The sequence below is a fragment of the Pseudomonas sp. Os17 genome (assembly GCF_001547895.1).
In the GTDB taxonomy this organism is placed as follows: Bacteria; Pseudomonadota; Gammaproteobacteria; order Pseudomonadales; family Pseudomonadaceae; genus Aquipseudomonas.
The window spans coordinates 6,408,877-6,424,605 of record NZ_AP014627.1 but is presented as its reverse complement, the minus strand read 5'-3'; the positions used below and the strand labels follow the sequence as shown (position 1 = coordinate 6,424,605).

Below are 15,729 nucleotides of genomic sequence, written 5' to 3'. Positions count from 1 at the left end.
GTTAGGGGACAAGTTGAGCGGGAAAAATAGTAGTGCGATTTTGTATTCGGATAGATCCACAGGCAGGTCGCCCATGAATTTGCTCGATATTGAGGAGCATAATGAAATTTATTTAGAAGTTGCCAGTGGAGGGGGCTCATATAAAGGGATGTTGACAGGTATGTTGGGTGGAATGTCTGGGTTGATGTTTTTATGTATATCTGCGTATTTTTTATGGAATGGCAGATATCAGCCTGCACTGGAAGTGCTCTTGCTCGCGATTTCTCTATTCATCGTGCCTTTTCTTTGGGAAGTACTCCGCTCTGTGCCACCCCCTATACTTTTCAATCGACGTACTCGTGAAGTCTACTTTCAGCACGATGACGAATTATTTCATACTCCTTGGGATGGTATAGCTGCGGTTGCATACCAATTTCAGATGATGGGACCTTATACCGGAGACATGCGTCATGCCTCGTTGGAGATTTTAGTTCAATGTTTTTGTCATCCGGAAAAACAGTTGATGCTAAGCCTAGGATTACCTATGGGTAAAAGCCTTGAATTGCAGGAAAGCTCTTGGGAGTATCTGCGTGCATACATGAATAATGGACCATGGTTTGATGAGCATGGTAGACATAGCGAGTCTGATGTATTTATTAAAAGTCAGCTGGAGATTTCTGGAAGTGGAACGAAGCTTTTCAAAAATACGTGGGAGCGAATTTTTACTGAGTACAAAAGAAACGGTGGTAAAAATTTTCTGGATTTTGCGGATTTCTACCTATTAATAATGGGCATATTGTTTAGTCCTATGAATACCATTCAGGAGTTCACCTACAGCGTCGCCAAACGCCGCAGTCGTAAGCTCTGGCCAAAATTGGTGATGGAACGTTTAAAGCCAAATGGCCCTACCACTCGACTCATCGATATCGAACAAAAAAAGAATCTTGAACAGCAACGCCAATCGCCTGAAAAGCCAGATTGAATCGCTAGCTCCGGCGTCACTGTTGTCGGGGCGCTTCTACAACAACGCCTCAAGGAACACCTGCCTCTGGTGGAGCTATGCCAGAAGCACAAGGGCGGCACGCCCATGCAGTTATCAATGGTGGAAGCTGCAGCACGGCCTGTCATTCACCCAGGCGAGTGAGTACCTGGAGCAGGGTATGGATCTGGGCTTCGTCCAGGCCGAGGAACTGCAGCGTTTTCTCGACCTGCGGCTGCGCTATGCCCACCACGACCTGCCGTGTCTGGCTTCACACACCAGCAATGAGGACCGCCTGGAACTGTTACGTCGGCATTGGCAAGACAAGGAGTCACTGACATGAGCGCCCCCATCGGTAGCCTGAGCCCGGGCCCGGCCTGCGAAGTCGGCAAACTGATCGTCCAGGTGATCGGCAAGGATCACCCCGAGAGCCAGAAGCTGGTGCTGCTGGATCGGGCCGGCAGCCCGCTCAAGGGCGAGCAGGAACCCCTGGAGCGGGAACTGTGCAGCAGCGTGTTGCACGTCTGGGACAGCGCCGGCCTGGCCAAAGGACAACTGTGCCTGGAAATCGCCACCGGAACGTTTGATTTATTGGTTTTTCATCTCGGTGCTCGGTCTTGCGGGAGCCGGTGCTGTCGGTTTTTTTCTGTACAAGGCGTGGGTGGCTTTTCAATGGAATGACCAGGCTTATTGGGGATTCCTGGTGCTCGCCCTCGGTGTAGGGCTGTTTGCCTTTATCAATACCAAGAAGCTGTATGGCACCTGGATGGGCCCTTCGTCCGAGCCCGCGCAGGAGCAAGACCAGACCGCCGGTTGACCCCCAAGGAGGCCAACCGGGCAGGTTTGACCGAGGTCTTTACGCCTCCAGCCGCCACTGCAAGGCGTCCAGGGCATCGCAGCCGTCTTGCAGCAGCAGGTGGGCGGCGTTGACGAAGTGGTTCAGGTCGCGTTCGTCGACGCCTTTGAGGCTCAGGCAGTTGAGGCTGTGCAGCAGGTCGCGCGAGGCCTTGATGCGCTGCACCGCGCCGCCGTGCAAGTCCGCTGCCGGGGCGTCGCGGTCGAGGTGGAACACTGGGGTAGGGGTGAGATTGCTGTGTAGCGGGATGAAATCAGACATAGCGCACCTCCGTGTTTTTTGAGGAGCTACTACCTTTTGCGGCTAAACAAAGAGGGTGGCAGCTGCACGCGGGTTAGCCGACCAGAGGAATTCACGGAACCTCCGGCACACCCGAAGGTGTCCCGCGCACAGCCGCCATAGCAAAATGCCAGGCGGCAAAAAGCGCCGGCATTATAGGCAAGCGCTTGTGCGTCCGTGAACAGGCTCGACCGGCTAAGATCGGCCGCCGATGCATCGGCGACCGGGCAACTATGCGGTTCCCCCTGCGCTGCAACAACCGCCAATGTGTTGCCATTACCTACAGCCGGCCTTCGATTCAATCATTACCCTCAGCGTAACGATCCAACGCCGCGCTTGATTGATGCCCCCCGTTTTCACTCCTAAGGTGACTGCCACGACAGCGAACCCGTGGAGTGAGCATGACAACAATAATTTCCCCCGACGCGCGCTGGTCGCGGCGGCGCAGCGAAAAGCAGCGGCGCCTCGAGCAGGTGCGGGCCCTCGCCGATGGCGTGGTGTTGCCGACCGACAAGATCGTCGCGGCGCTGGAGGCTCTGATCCTGCCCGGCGACCGGGTGGTGCTGGAGGGCAACAACCAGAAGCAGGCGGACTTTCTCTCCCGCTCCCTGGCCAAGGCCGACCCGGCCAAGCTGCATGACCTGCACATGATCATGCCCAGCGTCGGCCGCTCCGAGCACCTGGACCTGTTCGAGCGCGGCATCGCCCGCAAGCTGGACTTCTCCTTCGCCGGCACCCAGAGCCTGCGCATCAGCCAGTTGCTGGAAGACGGGCTGCTGGAAATCGGCGCCATCCACACCTACATCGAGCTCTATGCGCGGCTGGTGGTGGACCTGATCCCCAATGTGGTGCTGTCCGCCGGCTTCATGGCCGACCGCGCCGGCAACATCTACACCGGCCCCAGTACCGAGGACACCCCGGCGCTGATCGAGCCGGCGGCCTTCAGCGACGGCATTGTCATCGTCCAGGTCAACCAGTTGGTGGACGACGTCAGCGAGCTGCCCCGGGTCGACATTCCCGCGTCCTGGGTGGATTTCGTGGTGGTGGCCGACAAGCCGTTCTACATCGAGCCGCTGTTCACCCGTGACCCGCGCCATATCAAGCCGGTGCACGTGTTGATGGCGATGATGGCGATTCGCGGCATCTACGAAAAACACAACGTACAGTCGCTGAACCACGGCATCGGTTTCAACACCGCGGCCATCGAGCTGATCCTGCCCACCTACGGCGAATCCCTGGGGCTCAAGGGCAAGATCTGCCGCAACTGGACCCTCAATCCCCACCCGACCCTGATCCCGGCCATCGAAAGCGGCTGGGTGGACAGCGTGCATTGCTTCGGTACCGAATTGGGCATGGAGAACTACATCGCCGCGCGCCCGGACGTGTTCTTCACCGGCCGCGATGGCTCGCTGCGTTCCAACCGGATGTTCTGCCAACTGGCCGGGCAGTACGCGGTGGATCTGTTTATCGGCGCCACCTTGCAGGTGGATGGCGATGGCCATTCTTCCACCGTGACCCGCGGCCGCCTGGCCGGTTTCGGCGGTGCGCCGAACATGGGCCACGACCCGCGCGGGCGCCGCCACGGCACTCCGGCCTGGCTGGATATGCGCCAGGATCAAAGCGATGCGCCCCAGGCCATGCTCGAACGCGGCAAGAAGCTGGTGGTGCAGATGGTGGAAACCTTCCAGGAAGGCGGCAAACCGACCTTCGTCGAGACCCTGGACGCGGTGGACGTGGCGCGCAAGAGCGGCATGCCGCTGGCGCCGATCATGATCTACGGCGACGACGTCACCCACCTGCTGACCGAGGAGGGCATCGCCTACCTGTACAAGGCCCGCTCCCTGGAAGAGCGCCAGGCGATGATCGCCGCCGTGGCCGGAGTCACTGCCATCGGCCTGCGGCACAACCCCAAGGACACCGCGCGCATGCGCCGTGAAGGCCTGATCGCCTTGCCCGAAGACCTGGGCATCCGCCGCACCGATGCCAGCCGCGAGCTGCTGGCGGCGAAAAGCGTCGCCGATCTGGTGCAGTGGTCCGGTGGCTTGTACAACCCACCCGCCAAGTTCAGGAGCTGGTAATGCACGCACTCAACCTGCAATCACAACCCCTGAGCCTGGCCGAGCGCCTGGCGGACCTGGCGGTGGACGCGCTGATCGACGAGGCCGACCTGTCGCCCAAGCCGGCCCTGGTGGACCGCCGTGGCAATGGCGCCCACAGCGACCTGCACCTGGGCCTGATGCACGCTTCGGCCCTGGCCCTGTGGCCGGCGTTCAAGGAAATGGCCGAGGCGGCGCTGGCATTCGGCGCCGTCGGCCTGCCCCTGCGCGAAGCCCTGGGGCGCATCGGTCGTGAAGGCGAGCGAGCCATGCTGACCACCACCGGCGGGGTGAACACTCACCGTGGGGCGATCTGGGCCCTGGGCCTGCTGGTGGCCGCCGCCGCGCTGGAGCCGCGATCCACCCGTGCCGGCAGTGTCGCGCTGCGGGCCGCGCGCCTGGCCCTGCTGGAGGATCGCTATGCCCCACGGCCCCTGAGCCACGGCGCCCAGGTGGCGCTGCGCTACGGCGTGCGTGGCGCTCGGGAAGAAGCCCAGCAGGGCTTTCCCGCGGTGCTGCAATGGGGGTTGCCGCAGCTCAAGCGCAGCCGTGCCCAGGGCCATGGCGAACAGAACGCCCGACTCGATGCCTTGCTGGCGATCATGAGCCGGCTGGCCGACACCTGCGTGCTCTACCGCGCCGGTGAACAAGGCCTGCTGGCCATGCAACAGGGCGCCCAGGCGGTGCTCGATGCCGGTGGCAGCGCCAGCCTCGCCGGGCGCCGCCGCCTGCACGAACTGGACCTGCAACTGTTGACCTTGAATGCCTCGCCCGGCGGTGCCGCCGACTTGCTGGCGGCCAGCCTGCTGCTGGACCGGATCGAATCCGCCGACGCCTTTCACCCGGGAGCGAACTGATGGAAACCTTGTCCTTTGAATTTCCCGCCGGCCAGCCCGGTCGTGGCCGCGCCCTGGTGGGCTGTGTCGGCTCCGGCGACCTGGAAGTGCTGCTGGAGCCGGGGCAGCCCGGCAAACTGACCATCCAGGTGCAGACCTCGGTCAATGGCAGCGCCGCGCGCTGGCAGCACCTGTTCGAGCGCATGTTCGACGGCCAGACACCGCCGGCGCTGCTGATCGATATCCATGATTTCGGCGCCACCCCGGGGGTGGTGCGCCTGCGCCTGGAACAGGGCTTCGAGGAGATCGGCCATGACTGACAGCGCACGTTTATTGAACAAGCACAGCTTCGTCGAGCTGGGTGCTCGGCAGCGCGCTCGGGCCTTGCTGGATGCCGGCAGTTTCCGTGAGCTGCTGGACCCGTTCCAGCGGGTCATGTCGCCGTGGCTGGCGCGCCAGGGCGTGGTGCCCCAGGCCGATGACGGGGTGGTGATCGCCAAGGGCAGCATCGACGGCCTGCCGGTGGTGGTGGCCGCCATCGAAGGCGCCTTCCAGGGCGGCAGCCTGGGTGAAGTGGGCGGGGCGAAGATCGCCGGGGCCCTGGAACTGGCCGCCGAGGACAACCGCAACGGCACCCCGACCCGCGCCGTGCTGCTGCTGGAAACCGGTGGCGTGCGCTTGCAGGAAGCCAACCTGGGGCTGGCGGCGATTGCCGACATCCATGCGGCGATTGTCGACCTGCGCCAGTACCAGCCGGTGATCGGCGTGGTGGCCGGCAGCGTCGGCTGCTTTGGCGGCATGTCGATTGCCGCCGGGCTGTGCAGTTATCTGCTGGTCACCCAGGAAGCGCGCCTGGGGCTCAACGGCCCGCAGGTGATCGAACAGGAGGCCGGGCTTGAGGAATACGACTCCCGGGACCGGCCGTTCATCTGGAGCCTGACCGGCGGCGAGCAGCGTTTCGCCAGTGGCCTGGTGGACCGGTATGTGGCCGACGATGTGGCGCAGATCCAGGCCCAGGTCCGCGAACTGCTGGCCCTCGGCTTGCCGCAACGGCAACGCAGCCGCGAGGCCGAACACTACCTGCAACGTCTGGCTCGTCTGGACACTGGGCCGCAAATCGATGCGGCGACGGTTCGCGATCTGTATCAAGGAGACCGCTCATGAGTGCGTGTTCGTTGCGGGGCCTGAACTGGTTCAACGCCTTGAGTGGCGGCGTCGCGCCGCTGACCGGCCTGCCGCCGTCGCTGCGGGTGGCCGATGGCGAGCTGGCCGGGCAGCCGGTGCGTTTTATCGCCGTGGTGGCCGACCCGGAGAATCGTTTTCCCCGTGCCCGCCAGGGCGAGGTCGGCCTGCTGGAAGGCTGGGGCCTGGCCAAGGCGGTGGATGAGGTGATCGATGCCGACCGCGACCAGCCCCACAAGCGGGCGCTGATCGCCATCGTCGATGTACCGAGCCAGGCCTATGGCCGGCGTGAAGAAGCCTTGGGCATTCATCAGGCCCTGGCCGCGGCCGCCGACAGCTATGCCCGGGCCCGCCTGGCCGGACACCCGGTGATTGCCCTGCTGGTGGGCAAGGCCATGTCCGGAGCCTTTCTGGCCCACGGGTATCAGGCCAACCGCCTGATCGCCCTGCGCGACCCGGGGGTGATGGTGCACGCCATGGGCAAGGCCTCGGCGGCGCGGGTCACCCTGCGCAGTGTCGAGGAACTGGAAGCCCTGGCCGCCAGCGTGCCGCCCATGGCCTATGACATCGACAGCTACGCCGGCCTGGGCCTGCTCTGGGAAAGCCTGTCGGTGCGGCAGATCGAACAGCCCACGGCCGAGGATCGGGTCGCGGTCGAGGAGTGTCTGCTGGCGGCCATCGTCGATGTGCGGGCCAAGGGCGTCGACCTGAGCGGCCGGCTGGGGGCGGCGAACCGGGCGGCGTCGAGCCGGGTCCGCCAATTGCTGCGGGAACAATGGTGAACGGCTTCGGCCCCTGGCTGCCCCACGACCTGCTGTGGGGCATGACCCCGGCGCAGTTGGCCGCCGATGCGCCGGATTGGGCCTTTGCCGTGCTGGAGGCGGGGCAGCCGGTGGTGGTGCGGCGGGCGCTGACGGCGCCGGGGCAGATCGCGGTCGGCCTGCGCGGCCGCACCCGCGAGCAGCGCTACCCGGCGTTGCTGGCGCTGGACTCGGTGCAGCGCGGGGTGTATCCCGAAGCGCTGTGCCAGTTGAATGGCACACGCTCATTGCCGGCGCTTCAGGCCTTGCAGCAACTGCGGGGCGAGCTGAATGCCCTGGGCCTGGTCTGGGGCGTCAGCGGCAGTGCCGGTTTCGAGCTGGCCTCCGGGGTGGCTGCGCTGCATCAGCACAGTGACCTGGACCTGATCCTGCGCACACCGGAACCCTTTTCCCGGGCTCAGGCCCGGGAGCTGCTGGCCCTGCTGGAGCGCGCCGAGTGCCCGGTAGACCTGCAACTGCAGGTTCCGGCCGGGGCCGTGGCGCTGCGTGAATGGGCGGGAGCGGCGCCTCGGGTGCTGCTCAAGAGTGCCGAAGGCGCGCGCTTGGTCAGTGATCCTTGGTGCCTTCTGGAGCAGGTGGCATGAGCAGCCTGTTGGTGTTTCCGGGCCAGGGCGCGCAGCAGCCGGGGATGCTCCAGCGTCTGCCGCCAAGCCCGCAAACCCGCGCCTGCCTGCAGGAAGCCAGTGAGGTCCTGGGGGAAGACGTACTGACCCTGGATTCGCCCCAGGCCCTGGCCAGCACCCGGGCGGTGCAGTTGTGCCTGCTGATCGCCGGCGTGGCCAGTGCCCGGACCCTGTTGCAAGCGCCGCTCAAGGCGGACTATGTGGCGGGCCTGTCCATCGGTGCCTATCCGGCGGCGGTGGTGGCCGGGGCCCTGGAGTTTGCCGATGCCTTGCGCCTGGTGCGCCTGCGGGGCGAGTTGATGCAGCAGGCGTATCCGCAGGGCTATGGCATGACCGCATTGATCGGCCTGGATCTGGCGGCGGTGGAGGATTTGCTGGCCCAGGTCCACAGCCCGCAGACGCCGGTGTACCTGGCCAATATCAACGCCGACAGCCAGGTGGTGATCGCCGGCAGCGATGCGGCGATGCAGGCGGTGGCCGAGCTGGCCCGGGGTTGCGGAGTCGGCGTGGCCAAGCGGCTGGCGGTCAGCGTGCCGTCCCATTGCCCGCTGCTGGAGCAACCGGCCCAGACCCTGGCCGCGGCCTTTGCCGAAGTGCCCCTGCAGATGCCCGTGCTGGGTTACCTGAGTGGCAGTCGGGCCCGACCGCTGCGCACGCTGGAGCAGCTGCGCGACGACCTGGCGTTCAACATGTGCCGGGTGGTGGATTGGCGCGGCACCGTGCAAGGCGCCTACGAGCGCGGGGTACGCTTGCAGATCGAATTGCCTCCCGGTGCGGTACTGACCGGGCTGGCCCGCCGGGTGTTTGCCCAAGGGACGGTGATCGCCTTCGACGGCGCGCGCCTGGACACCCTGCAAGCCCTGTTGAGTGAGGAGGGAAGCCGCGACCGATAGAGCACCGACTCAGGCTGACGAAGCACAAGAACAACAACTTCGACGATGCACTTTGAGGACAACAACAATGATTATCTACGGTGTGGCCTTTCTGGCCTTTTGTACCCTGGTGGGTATTTTCATCGGTGAGCTGCTGGGCAAATTGATCGGCGTGCCGGCCAATGTCGGCGGTGTCGGTATCGCCATGCTGCTGTTGATCGGCTTGGGCAGCTACCTGCACAAGCGCGGGCTGTTCGCCGGCAAGTCCGAACAGGGCGTGGAGTTCTGGGGCGCGGTGTACATCCCCATCGTGGTGGCCATGGCCGCGCAGCAGAACGTCTACGGCGCGCTCAAGGGCGGGCCGATGGCGATTCTCGCGGGCACCCTGGCGGTGGTGATCGCCTTCGCCCTGGTGCCGGTGCTGGTGCGCATCGGCAACAAGGCGCCGGATGCGGCCGTTGCTCAGAAAACAGTGGGGTAAGGGCCATGTACGAATCGATGATGAAGGTCATTACCGGCTACGGGCTGATCAGCGGTTTCGCGGTGATCGGGATCACCATGTGGGTGTCCTACTGGATCTCCAACACCTTTACCAAGGGCCGCCTGCACGGCTCGGCCATCGCCATTCTGCTGGGGCTGGTGCTGTCCTATGTCGGTGGCGCCTTCACCGGCGGGCAGAAGGGCGTGGTGGACATTCCGCTGTTGTCGGGCATCGGCCTGCTGGGCGGGGCCATGCTGCGGGACTTCGCGATTGTCGCCACGGCCTTCGGGGTCAGTGTCGAGGAGCTCAAGCGTGCCGGGTTCGTGGGCGTGCTGGCGCTGTTTGTCGGGGTTGGCTCGTCCTTTGTCGCCGGGGTCGGCGTGGCCATGGCCTTTGGCTACACCGATGCGGTGAGCCTGACCACCATCGGCGCCGGGGCGGTGACCTACATCGTCGGCCCGGTGACCGGTGCGGCGATTGGCGCCAGCTCCGAAGTCATGGCGCTGTCGATTGCCGCGGGGTTGATCAAGGCGATCCTGGTGATGGTGATGACGCCGTTCGTGGCGCCGTTGATCGGCCTCAACAACCCGCGCAGCGCGGTGATCTTCGGCGGCCTGATGGGCACCTCCAGCGGCGTTGCCGGGGGCCTGGCGGCCACCGATCCGAAGCTGGTGCCCTACGGTTGCCTGACAGCGGCGTTCTACACCGCCCTGGGTTGCCTGCTCGGGCCGTCGTTGCTGTTCCTGCTGATGCGCGGCCTGCTGGGCGCGTAGGGGCCGGCTTGCGGGCACGTTCGCTGGCAAGCCAGCTCCTACGAGGCGAGTGCATCGCGGATTTCGTGTAGGAGCCGGCTTGCCGGCGAAGGGGCCCTCGGAGTTTGTGCCGGGCTTGCGCATGCTTTCGCTGGCAAGCCAGCGCCCAGGCAAGGCCGAGCCGAGCGCCGTTGGGCGGGCTTCTAGGTACTTTGCCGGTTGGCGTACATCCGGCATTCAGCCAGCAGCGCCAACAGGTTGGGGTCGCGCTCCTTGGCCTTGAGAAACACCACGCCGATATGTTGCTGCAGGCGGTAGCGCGCCTGCAGCGGTATCAGCTTCACGCGGTTTTCATACACCGCGGCAATCCTTCCCGGTAGCAACGCATAACCGACCCCGGAGCTGACCATGCTCAGCAGGGTGAAGATGTCATTGACCTGCATCGCCACCTTCGGTTCGAACCCCGCCTGCTTGAACACCCGCACCCCGTCCTGATGGGTGGCAAAGCCCTGGGTCAGGGTGATGAAGGTGGCGTCGCGCACGTCGGCCAGGTCCACTTCGCGCTGCTGGGCGAAGGGCGAATCGGCCGGGGTGGCGAGGAAGATATCGTCGGAAAACAGCGGCAACTGCTCGCAGTCCGGGTCGTTGACGCTGTCGTCCAGGGAAATCAGGATGGCGTCCACTTCCATGTTCTTGAGTTTGTACAGCAGGTCGATGTTGGAGCCCAGGATCAGGTCGATATTCAGTTCGCTGCGGCGCAGCTTCAGGCCCATGATCAGTTGCGGCACGGTTTTCACCGTCAATGAGTAAAGCGCGCCGAGCTTGAAGCGTTCTGCAGAGAAGCCTGCCGCTTCACGGGTCAGGCGCACGCTCTCGACCACGTCCTGCACCAGCTTCTGCGCGCGTTCCTCCAGCACGAAGGCGCTTTCCAGCGGCGTCAGGTTGCGTCCTTCATGCTTGAACAGCGGGCAGCGCAGGGCGTTTTCCAGGGAGTGGATGGCCCGATGCACGCTGACATTGCTGGTCTGCAACTCGGCGGCGGCGCGGGCCAGGTTGCCGGTGCGCATGAAGGCCAGAAACACTTCGAGCTTTTTCAGGGTCAACTCTTCGTCGATGAGCATGGTCCGGCCTCGGCTGATGAGGGGCTGATGATGCCCGATGAGTCCGAAAGTGGCCGCTGGTTTTTTATCCGCCGTGCCCCCATTGAGCTATTGCGCTTTCAAACTGCAGGCCTGAGCCTTGCGTGGTTTTTCATGTTTCAAGGGTGAGTGACCGATGTATCACGGAGAAAGATTCAACGCCTGGACCCACTTGCTGGGGGCGATCGCGGCGTTTATCGGCGGCATCTGGCTGGTGGTGCTGGCCAGTATCGACGGCAGTCCGTGGAAGATCGTCAGTGTGGCGATCTACGCCTTCACCTTGCTGGTGCTCTACAGCGTGTCCACGGTCTATCACAGCGTGCGCGGCCGGGCGAAGAACATCATGCAGAAGGTCGATCACTTTTCGATCTACCTGCTGATTGCCGGCAGCTACACGCCGTTCTGCCTGGTGACCCTGCGCGGGCCCTGGGGCTGGACCCTGTTCGGGATTGTCTGGGGGCTGGCGCTGATCGGCATCCTCCAGGAGATCAAGCCGCGTTCCGAGGCGCGGATCCTCTCCATCGTGATCTACGCGGTGATGGGCTGGATCGTCCTGGTGGCGGTCAAGCCGTTGCTGGCGGCCCTGGGAACCGCCGGGTTTGCCTGGCTGGCGGCGGGTGGGGTGCTGTACACCGTGGGCATCATCTTCTTCGCCCTGGACAGCCGCCTGCGCCATGCCCACGGCATCTGGCACCTGTTCGTGATTGCCGGCAGCCTGCTGCATTTCGTCGCCATCCTCTTCTACGTCCTGTAGGAGCCGGCTGGCCGGCGAAGAGTCCCTCGCGATTTGCACCGGGCTTGCGGCCGCTTTCGCTGGCAAGCCAGCTCCTACGGGGCGAGGGACTGCGGATTGGTGTAGGAGCCGGCTTGCCGGCGAAGAGTACCTCGCGATTTGCACCGGGCTTGCGGCCGCTTTCGCTGGCAAGCCAGCTCCTACGGGGCGAGGGACTGCAGATTGGTGTAGGAGCCGGCTGGCCGGCGAAGAGTCCCTCGCGATTTGCACCGGGCTTGCGGCCGCTTTCGCTGGCAAGCCAGCTCCTACGGGGCGAGGGACTGCAGATTGGTGTAGGAGCCGGCTTGCCGGCGAAGAGTCCCTCGCGATTTGCACCGGGCTTGCGGCCGCCCTCGCTGGCGAGCCAGCGCCTACAAGGGATGGTCGAGTTGGGCCTGGGCCTGGCGGGCGAAGATCTCCAGCAGGCTGGCCAGGGTGTGGGGCGGCGGTTCGGCGGCGCGGGTCACCGCGTACAGGGTGATCGGCAGCGGCGGGCTCAGGGGCCGGATGACGGTGCTGGCGGTTGATGCGCCCAGGGCGGTGAACGGGTCGATCAGTGCCAACCCGGCGCCGGACTCGACCATGGCCCGGGCCAGGGAGTAGGTCTGTACGGCAATGCTGATCCGCGGCGGCGGCTCCACGGCCTTGAGGTAGCTGTCCAGGCGCGCCGACAGCGGGTCGCTGCTGCTCAGGCCAATCAGCGGTGCATCCGCCAATTCCATCAGGGCCAGCGGCTGGCCGCGCACGGCGGGCGGCCAATAGTCCAGCGGCGCCAGGGCCACCAGCACGCCCTCGGCCAGGGGCTGTGCGCAGAGCCCGGGGTGATCCGGGCGCTGCAGGGTCAGGGCCACGTCGATTTCCCGCATCAGCAGGTTCTGCACCAGTTCGCGGCTGTGGGCGCTGGACAGTTCGCACAGGCTGTCCGGGTAGAGGCGGGTCCATTCACGGATGGCCGGTGGCAGCAGCGCCAGGGCCAGGGCCGGGGTGGCGCCGATGCGCAGGCTGTGGCCCGGTGCCCGGCGCAGGTTCTGGGCCAGGCGCCGCACGCCTTGCAGGCTTTCGCTGACCTTGTCCACTTCGCGCTCCAGCTCCAGGGCTTCCGGAGTCGGCTGCAACTTGCCCCGCACCCGCAGGAACAGCGGGAAACCCAGCTGCAGTTCGGCGTGCTGCAGGACCTTGGTCACCGCCGGTTGCGAGACGTGCAGCAACTGCGCGGCGCCGCTGATGGAGCCGGCCTGGCGGATGGCCTGGAAGATTTCGATATGACGCAGGCGCATGGGGCAGCCCATAACCTTTGTTTATGGGAGGTGCATCTTTATTCATTGTCCGGCGCCTGTCACCTGCCCCTAACCTTGGGCCATCGAACAATCGGTCATCGAACAACGGGCCAGGGGCAGTCATGAGTCAGCAGGTTTGCATCATCGGTGGCGGCGTCATCGGCTTGGCCAGTGCCTACGCCCTGGTCCGCCAGGGCTTCGAGGTGACCCTGGTGGAGGCCCAGGACTCCCTGGGCAGCCAGACCAGCTTCGCCAACGGCGGGCAGTTGTCCTATCGCTATGTGGCGCCTTTGGCCGATGCCGGCGTGCCCTGGCAGGCCTTGGGCTGGATGCTCAAGGGCGACTCGCCGCTCAAGCTGCGCCCGCGCCTGGACCCGGCGCAGTGGCGCTGGCTGGCGGGGTTTCTCGGGGCTTGCCGGCACTCGGTGAACCAGCGCAATGGCGCTCACCTGTTGCGCCTGGCGCTGCTCAGCCAGAGCACCCTGCAACGCTGGCGCGAAGAGGATGGCCTGCAGGGCTTCGACTGGCGGCGCAACGGCAAGCTGGTGACCTTTCGCGAGCCCGGCAGCTTCGAACATGCCCGGCGCAACCTGGCGGACAGCCGCCAGCAGCAGGTGTTGTCCGCCGCCGAATGCACCGCCCTGGAGCCGACCCTGGGGGACACGCCCTTCGTCGGTGGCATCTATACCCCGGATGAAGAAGTGGCCGACTGCCACGCGTTCTGCCAGCAGCTGGCGGCGTGGCTGCGGGCTTCCGGGCGCTGCGAAATCCTCCTCGGCCAGCGGGTCCGGGCCATCCACCATGGGGGCGACCGGGTCCAGGCCATCGACCTGGGCGAGCGCCAATTGCCGGTGCAACAGCTGGTGCTGGCGGCCGGTCATCGCAGCCCCGAGTTGCGCCTGCCGGGGCTCAAGCTGCCGCTGTATCCGCTCAAGGGCTACAGCCTCAGCGTGCCCATCGGCCCGCAGCACCGGGCACCGGAGATCAGCATCACCGACTACAACCGCAAGATCGTCTACGCGCGTATCGGCCAGCAACTGCGGGTGGCGGCGATGGTCGACATCGTCGGCTTCGATCCGTCCCCGGAACCGGATCGCCTGGCCCTGATGCGCCGGCAGGCCGAGCAGACCTTCGCCGACGCCGGCGATTATCAGGCCGCCATCGAATGGGCCGGCATGCGTCCGGCCACCCCCAGCGGCGTGCCGCTGATCGGCGCCACCGCCTACCGCAACCTGTGGCTCAACCTCGGCCACGGCGCGCTGGGTTTCACACTGGCCTGTGGCAGCGGCCAGTTGCTGAGCGAACTGATCGGCCAGCGCTCCACCAGCATCGACATGCAGGGCCTGACGCCCCGCGTCGCCTGAACGTTCAAGGGAGTCTTCAGATGAGTATCCAGCGTATCCACAGCAACGAGCGCCTGAGTGGCGCGGTGACCTTTGCCGAACTGGTGTTTCTCTCCGGCCAAGTGCCGGGGGCCAGCAGCGACATCGGCGGCCAGACCCGTGAGGTGCTGGAGAAGATCGACGCCTTGCTGGCCGAGGCCGGTAGCGACAAGGACCATCTCTTGAGCGCGACGATCTACCTCAAGGACATCCAGGCCGACTTCGCGGTGATGAACGAAGTCTGGTCGGCCTGGCTGTCTCCCGGCCAGGCGCCGGCGCGTACCACCTTGCAGGCGGCCCTGGCACGCCCGCAGATCCTTGTCGAAATCAGTGTCATCGCGGTTCGCCGCTGAGCCGCCTTAACCCACAACGGAGAATAACAATGCATAAGATCACGTTGCTCGGCTGCACCCTGGGGCTGTTGTTCAGCGCCATTTCCCAGGCCAACGAGGCGCCCCTGGATGGCACCCTGGCCAAGATCGCCAACAGCGCCAGCATTACCTTGGGTTATCGCGACGCTTCGGTGCCCTTTTCCTACGTGGGCGACAACAGCGGCAAGCCCATGGGCTATTCGGTGGAGCTGGCGAGCAAGGTGGTGGAGCGCATCCAGCAGCAGTTGCACCTGCCCAAGCTGAATGTGAAGTACAACCTGGTGACCTCGCAGACGCGCATTCCCCTGGTGCAGAACGGCACCGTGGACCTGGAATGCGGCTCCACCGGGGTGACCGCCGAGCGGCAGAAGCAGGTGGCGTTCTCCTACGGTTTTATCTACGTCAAAGGGCAACTCTTGACCGCCAAGGACAGTGGGATCAAAAGCTTCGCCGACCTGCGGGGCAAGAACGTGGTGACCACGGCGGGGACCACCAACGAGCGGTTTCTCAAGAACTACAACGTCGAGCACAAGATCGACATGTTCGTGATCAGCGCCAAGGACCACGGCGAGGCGTTCCAGATGCTGCAGACCGGGCGCGCGGCGGCGTTCTACATGGATGATGCGCTGCTCTACGGCGAACGGGCCAAGGCTCGCGATCCGCACAATTGGGTGGTGGTGGGGGAGGAGCAGTCGCGGGAGATCTACAGCTGCATGGTGCGCAAGGATGATCCGCAGTTCCTGGCGCTGGTCAACGGCGCCTTGGCGGATCTGTACCGCTCCGGGGAAATCAACGGCATCTACCAGCGCTGGTTCCAGCAGCCGATTCCGCCCAAGGGCCTGAACCTGGAGTTCCCCATGACCGCCGAGCTGAAAGCCATCATCGCCCGGCCCACCAGCGATCCGGTGGAGTAACCGGCTGTTGCGCCGCCACCTGTAGGAGCCGGCTTGCCGGCGAAGGGGCCCTTGAGACGTGTACGGGACTGGTGGGCGCCTTCGCTGGCAAGCCAGCTCCTACGGTGGGTGTTTGACC

19 protein-coding genes are annotated in these 15,729 nt (G+C 64.8%); 16 read left to right on the top strand and 3 right to left on the bottom strand.

Annotation, left to right across the window (positions count from 1 at the left end; all coding sequences use genetic code 11):
- The first annotated feature begins 73 nt into the window (after nt 1-73).
- The 3 genes from POS17_RS31370 (at nt 74) to POS17_RS28485 (ending at nt 1,639) form a co-directional block, all read left to right on the top strand.
- The gene (locus POS17_RS31370) at nt 74-961 is read left to right on the top strand and encodes a hypothetical protein (protein ID WP_231978986.1); all 888 of its coding nucleotides are present in this window, start codon (nt 74-76) and stop codon (nt 959-961) included.
- A gap of 178 nt (nt 962-1,139) precedes the next feature.
- On the top strand, nt 1,140-1,301 hold the full coding sequence (locus POS17_RS32095; protein WP_159426434.1) for a hypothetical protein: 162 nt from the start codon (nt 1,140-1,142) through the stop codon (nt 1,299-1,301).
- A complete protein-coding gene (locus POS17_RS28485; RefSeq protein ID WP_060841520.1) occupies nt 1,298-1,639 on the top strand; it encodes a hypothetical protein in 342 nt (113 codons plus the stop codon). Before POS17_RS32095 ends, POS17_RS28485 begins: the two co-directional genes overlap by 4 nt.
- A 175-nt stretch (nt 1,640-1,814) precedes the next feature.
- Here POS17_RS28485 and POS17_RS28480 read toward each other — a convergent pair whose 3' ends face one another.
- Nucleotides 1,815-2,075, bottom strand: coding sequence for a hypothetical protein (locus tag POS17_RS28480; RefSeq protein WP_060841519.1), 261 nt, complete (start codon nt 2,073-2,075; stop codon nt 1,815-1,817).
- A gap of 419 nt (nt 2,076-2,494) precedes the next feature.
- On the opposite strand from POS17_RS28480, the gene mdcA reads away from it, so the two are divergent.
- From mdcA to madM, 9 genes are all read left to right on the top strand, one after another.
- Nucleotides 2,495-4,171 (top strand): malonate decarboxylase subunit alpha, encoded by a 1,677-nt coding sequence (gene mdcA / locus POS17_RS28475; RefSeq protein WP_060841518.1) that lies wholly within the window; start codon nt 2,495-2,497, stop codon nt 4,169-4,171.
- A complete protein-coding gene (locus POS17_RS28470) occupies nt 4,171-5,046 on the top strand; it encodes a triphosphoribosyl-dephospho-CoA synthase (protein ID WP_060841517.1) in 876 nt (291 codons plus the stop codon). The genes mdcA and POS17_RS28470 overlap by 1 nt, the downstream gene beginning before the upstream one ends.
- Entirely contained in the window at nt 5,046-5,345 is a 300-nt protein-coding gene (locus tag POS17_RS28465; protein WP_016968739.1) for a malonate decarboxylase subunit delta, read from the top strand. The genes POS17_RS28470 and POS17_RS28465 overlap by 1 nt, the downstream gene beginning before the upstream one ends.
- Entirely contained in the window at nt 5,338-6,189 is an 852-nt protein-coding gene (locus POS17_RS28460; protein ID WP_060841516.1) for a biotin-independent malonate decarboxylase subunit beta, read from the top strand. The genes POS17_RS28465 and POS17_RS28460 overlap by 8 nt, the downstream gene beginning before the upstream one ends.
- A complete protein-coding gene (gene mdcE / locus POS17_RS28455; protein WP_060841515.1) occupies nt 6,186-6,989 on the top strand; it encodes a biotin-independent malonate decarboxylase subunit gamma in 804 nt (267 codons plus the stop codon). The genes POS17_RS28460 and mdcE overlap by 4 nt, the downstream gene beginning before the upstream one ends.
- Entirely contained in the window at nt 6,986-7,612 is a 627-nt protein-coding gene (locus tag POS17_RS28450) for a malonate decarboxylase holo-ACP synthase (RefSeq protein ID WP_060842027.1), read from the top strand. Before mdcE ends, POS17_RS28450 begins: the two co-directional genes overlap by 4 nt.
- On the top strand, nt 7,609-8,544 hold the full coding sequence (gene mdcH / locus POS17_RS28445; RefSeq protein ID WP_060841514.1) for a malonate decarboxylase subunit epsilon: 936 nt from the start codon (nt 7,609-7,611) through the stop codon (nt 8,542-8,544). The genes POS17_RS28450 and mdcH overlap by 4 nt, the downstream gene beginning before the upstream one ends.
- Nucleotides 8,545-8,611: 67 nt before the next feature.
- On the top strand, nt 8,612-9,004 hold the full coding sequence (madL, locus tag POS17_RS28440) for a malonate transporter subunit MadL (RefSeq protein WP_060841513.1): 393 nt from the start codon (nt 8,612-8,614) through the stop codon (nt 9,002-9,004).
- 5 nt (nt 9,005-9,009) lie between these two features.
- The gene (gene madM, locus POS17_RS28435; protein ID WP_016968745.1) at nt 9,010-9,777 is read left to right on the top strand and encodes a malonate transporter subunit MadM; all 768 of its coding nucleotides are present in this window, start codon (nt 9,010-9,012) and stop codon (nt 9,775-9,777) included.
- Nucleotides 9,778-9,959: 182 nt separating this feature from the next.
- Here madM and POS17_RS28430 read toward each other — a convergent pair whose 3' ends face one another.
- The gene (locus POS17_RS28430; RefSeq protein ID WP_016968746.1) at nt 9,960-10,877 is read right to left on the bottom strand and encodes a LysR family transcriptional regulator; all 918 of its coding nucleotides are present in this window, start codon (nt 10,875-10,877) and stop codon (nt 9,960-9,962) included.
- Nucleotides 10,878-11,031: 154 nt separating this feature from the next.
- Here POS17_RS28430 and trhA point away from each other — a divergent pair, with 154 nt between their 5' ends.
- On the top strand, nt 11,032-11,649 hold the full coding sequence (trhA, locus tag POS17_RS28425; RefSeq protein ID WP_060841512.1) for a PAQR family membrane homeostasis protein TrhA: 618 nt from the start codon (nt 11,032-11,034) through the stop codon (nt 11,647-11,649).
- A gap of 389 nt (nt 11,650-12,038) precedes the next feature.
- On the opposite strand, the gene POS17_RS28420 is transcribed toward trhA, so the two are convergent.
- On the bottom strand, nt 12,039-12,944 hold the full coding sequence (locus POS17_RS28420) for a LysR family transcriptional regulator (RefSeq protein ID WP_060842026.1): 906 nt from the start codon (nt 12,942-12,944) through the stop codon (nt 12,039-12,041).
- A gap of 122 nt (nt 12,945-13,066) precedes the next feature.
- Here POS17_RS28420 and POS17_RS28415 point away from each other — a divergent pair, with 122 nt between their 5' ends.
- The 3 genes from POS17_RS28415 to POS17_RS28405 are packed head-to-tail and all read left to right on the top strand — an operon-like array spanning nt 13,067 to nt 15,611.
- Nucleotides 13,067-14,308: a D-amino acid dehydrogenase gene (locus POS17_RS28415; RefSeq protein ID WP_060841511.1), complete on the top strand. Its 1,242-nt coding sequence runs from the start codon at nt 13,067-13,069 to the stop codon at nt 14,306-14,308.
- Between the two features lie 20 nt (nt 14,309-14,328).
- On the top strand, nt 14,329-14,679 hold the full coding sequence (locus POS17_RS28410; protein WP_060841510.1) for a RidA family protein: 351 nt from the start codon (nt 14,329-14,331) through the stop codon (nt 14,677-14,679).
- Nucleotides 14,680-14,708: 29 nt separating this feature from the next.
- Nucleotides 14,709-15,611, top strand: coding sequence for a transporter substrate-binding domain-containing protein (locus POS17_RS28405; RefSeq protein ID WP_060841509.1), 903 nt, complete (start codon nt 14,709-14,711; stop codon nt 15,609-15,611).
- Nucleotides 15,612-15,729: the final 118 nt, after the last annotated feature.

Bases quoted from the DNA above. Each gene is read 5' to 3' on its own strand.
- POS17_RS31370 (WP_231978986.1), top strand. From the start codon at position 74: ATGAATTTGCTCGATATTGAGGAGCATAATGAAATTTATTTAGAAGTT.
- POS17_RS32095 (WP_159426434.1), top strand. From the start codon at position 1,140: ATGGATCTGGGCTTCGTCCAGGCCGAGGAACTGCAGCGTTTTCTCGAC.
- POS17_RS28485 (WP_060841520.1), top strand. From the start codon at position 1,298: ATGAGCGCCCCCATCGGTAGCCTGAGCCCGGGCCCGGCCTGCGAAGTC.
- POS17_RS28480 (WP_060841519.1), bottom strand. From the start codon at position 2,075: ATGTCTGATTTCATCCCGCTACACAGCAATCTCACCCCTACCCCAGTG.
- mdcA (WP_060841518.1), top strand. From the start codon at position 2,495: ATGACAACAATAATTTCCCCCGACGCGCGCTGGTCGCGGCGGCGCAGC.
- POS17_RS28470 (WP_060841517.1), top strand. From the start codon at position 4,171: ATGCACGCACTCAACCTGCAATCACAACCCCTGAGCCTGGCCGAGCGC.
- POS17_RS28465 (WP_016968739.1), top strand. From the start codon at position 5,046: ATGGAAACCTTGTCCTTTGAATTTCCCGCCGGCCAGCCCGGTCGTGGC.
- POS17_RS28460 (WP_060841516.1), top strand. From the start codon at position 5,338: ATGACTGACAGCGCACGTTTATTGAACAAGCACAGCTTCGTCGAGCTG.
- mdcE (WP_060841515.1), top strand. From the start codon at position 6,186: ATGAGTGCGTGTTCGTTGCGGGGCCTGAACTGGTTCAACGCCTTGAGT.
- mdcH (WP_060841514.1), top strand. From the start codon at position 7,609: ATGAGCAGCCTGTTGGTGTTTCCGGGCCAGGGCGCGCAGCAGCCGGGG.
- madL (WP_060841513.1), top strand. From the start codon at position 8,612: ATGATTATCTACGGTGTGGCCTTTCTGGCCTTTTGTACCCTGGTGGGT.
- madM (WP_016968745.1), top strand. From the start codon at position 9,010: ATGTACGAATCGATGATGAAGGTCATTACCGGCTACGGGCTGATCAGC.
- POS17_RS28430 (WP_016968746.1), bottom strand. From the start codon at position 10,877: ATGCTCATCGACGAAGAGTTGACCCTGAAAAAGCTCGAAGTGTTTCTG.
- trhA (WP_060841512.1), top strand. From the start codon at position 11,032: ATGTATCACGGAGAAAGATTCAACGCCTGGACCCACTTGCTGGGGGCG.
- POS17_RS28420 (WP_060842026.1), bottom strand. From the start codon at position 12,944: ATGCGCCTGCGTCATATCGAAATCTTCCAGGCCATCCGCCAGGCCGGC.
- POS17_RS28415 (WP_060841511.1), top strand. From the start codon at position 13,067: ATGAGTCAGCAGGTTTGCATCATCGGTGGCGGCGTCATCGGCTTGGCC.
- POS17_RS28410 (WP_060841510.1), top strand. From the start codon at position 14,329: ATGAGTATCCAGCGTATCCACAGCAACGAGCGCCTGAGTGGCGCGGTG.
- POS17_RS28405 (WP_060841509.1), top strand. From the start codon at position 14,709: ATGCATAAGATCACGTTGCTCGGCTGCACCCTGGGGCTGTTGTTCAGC.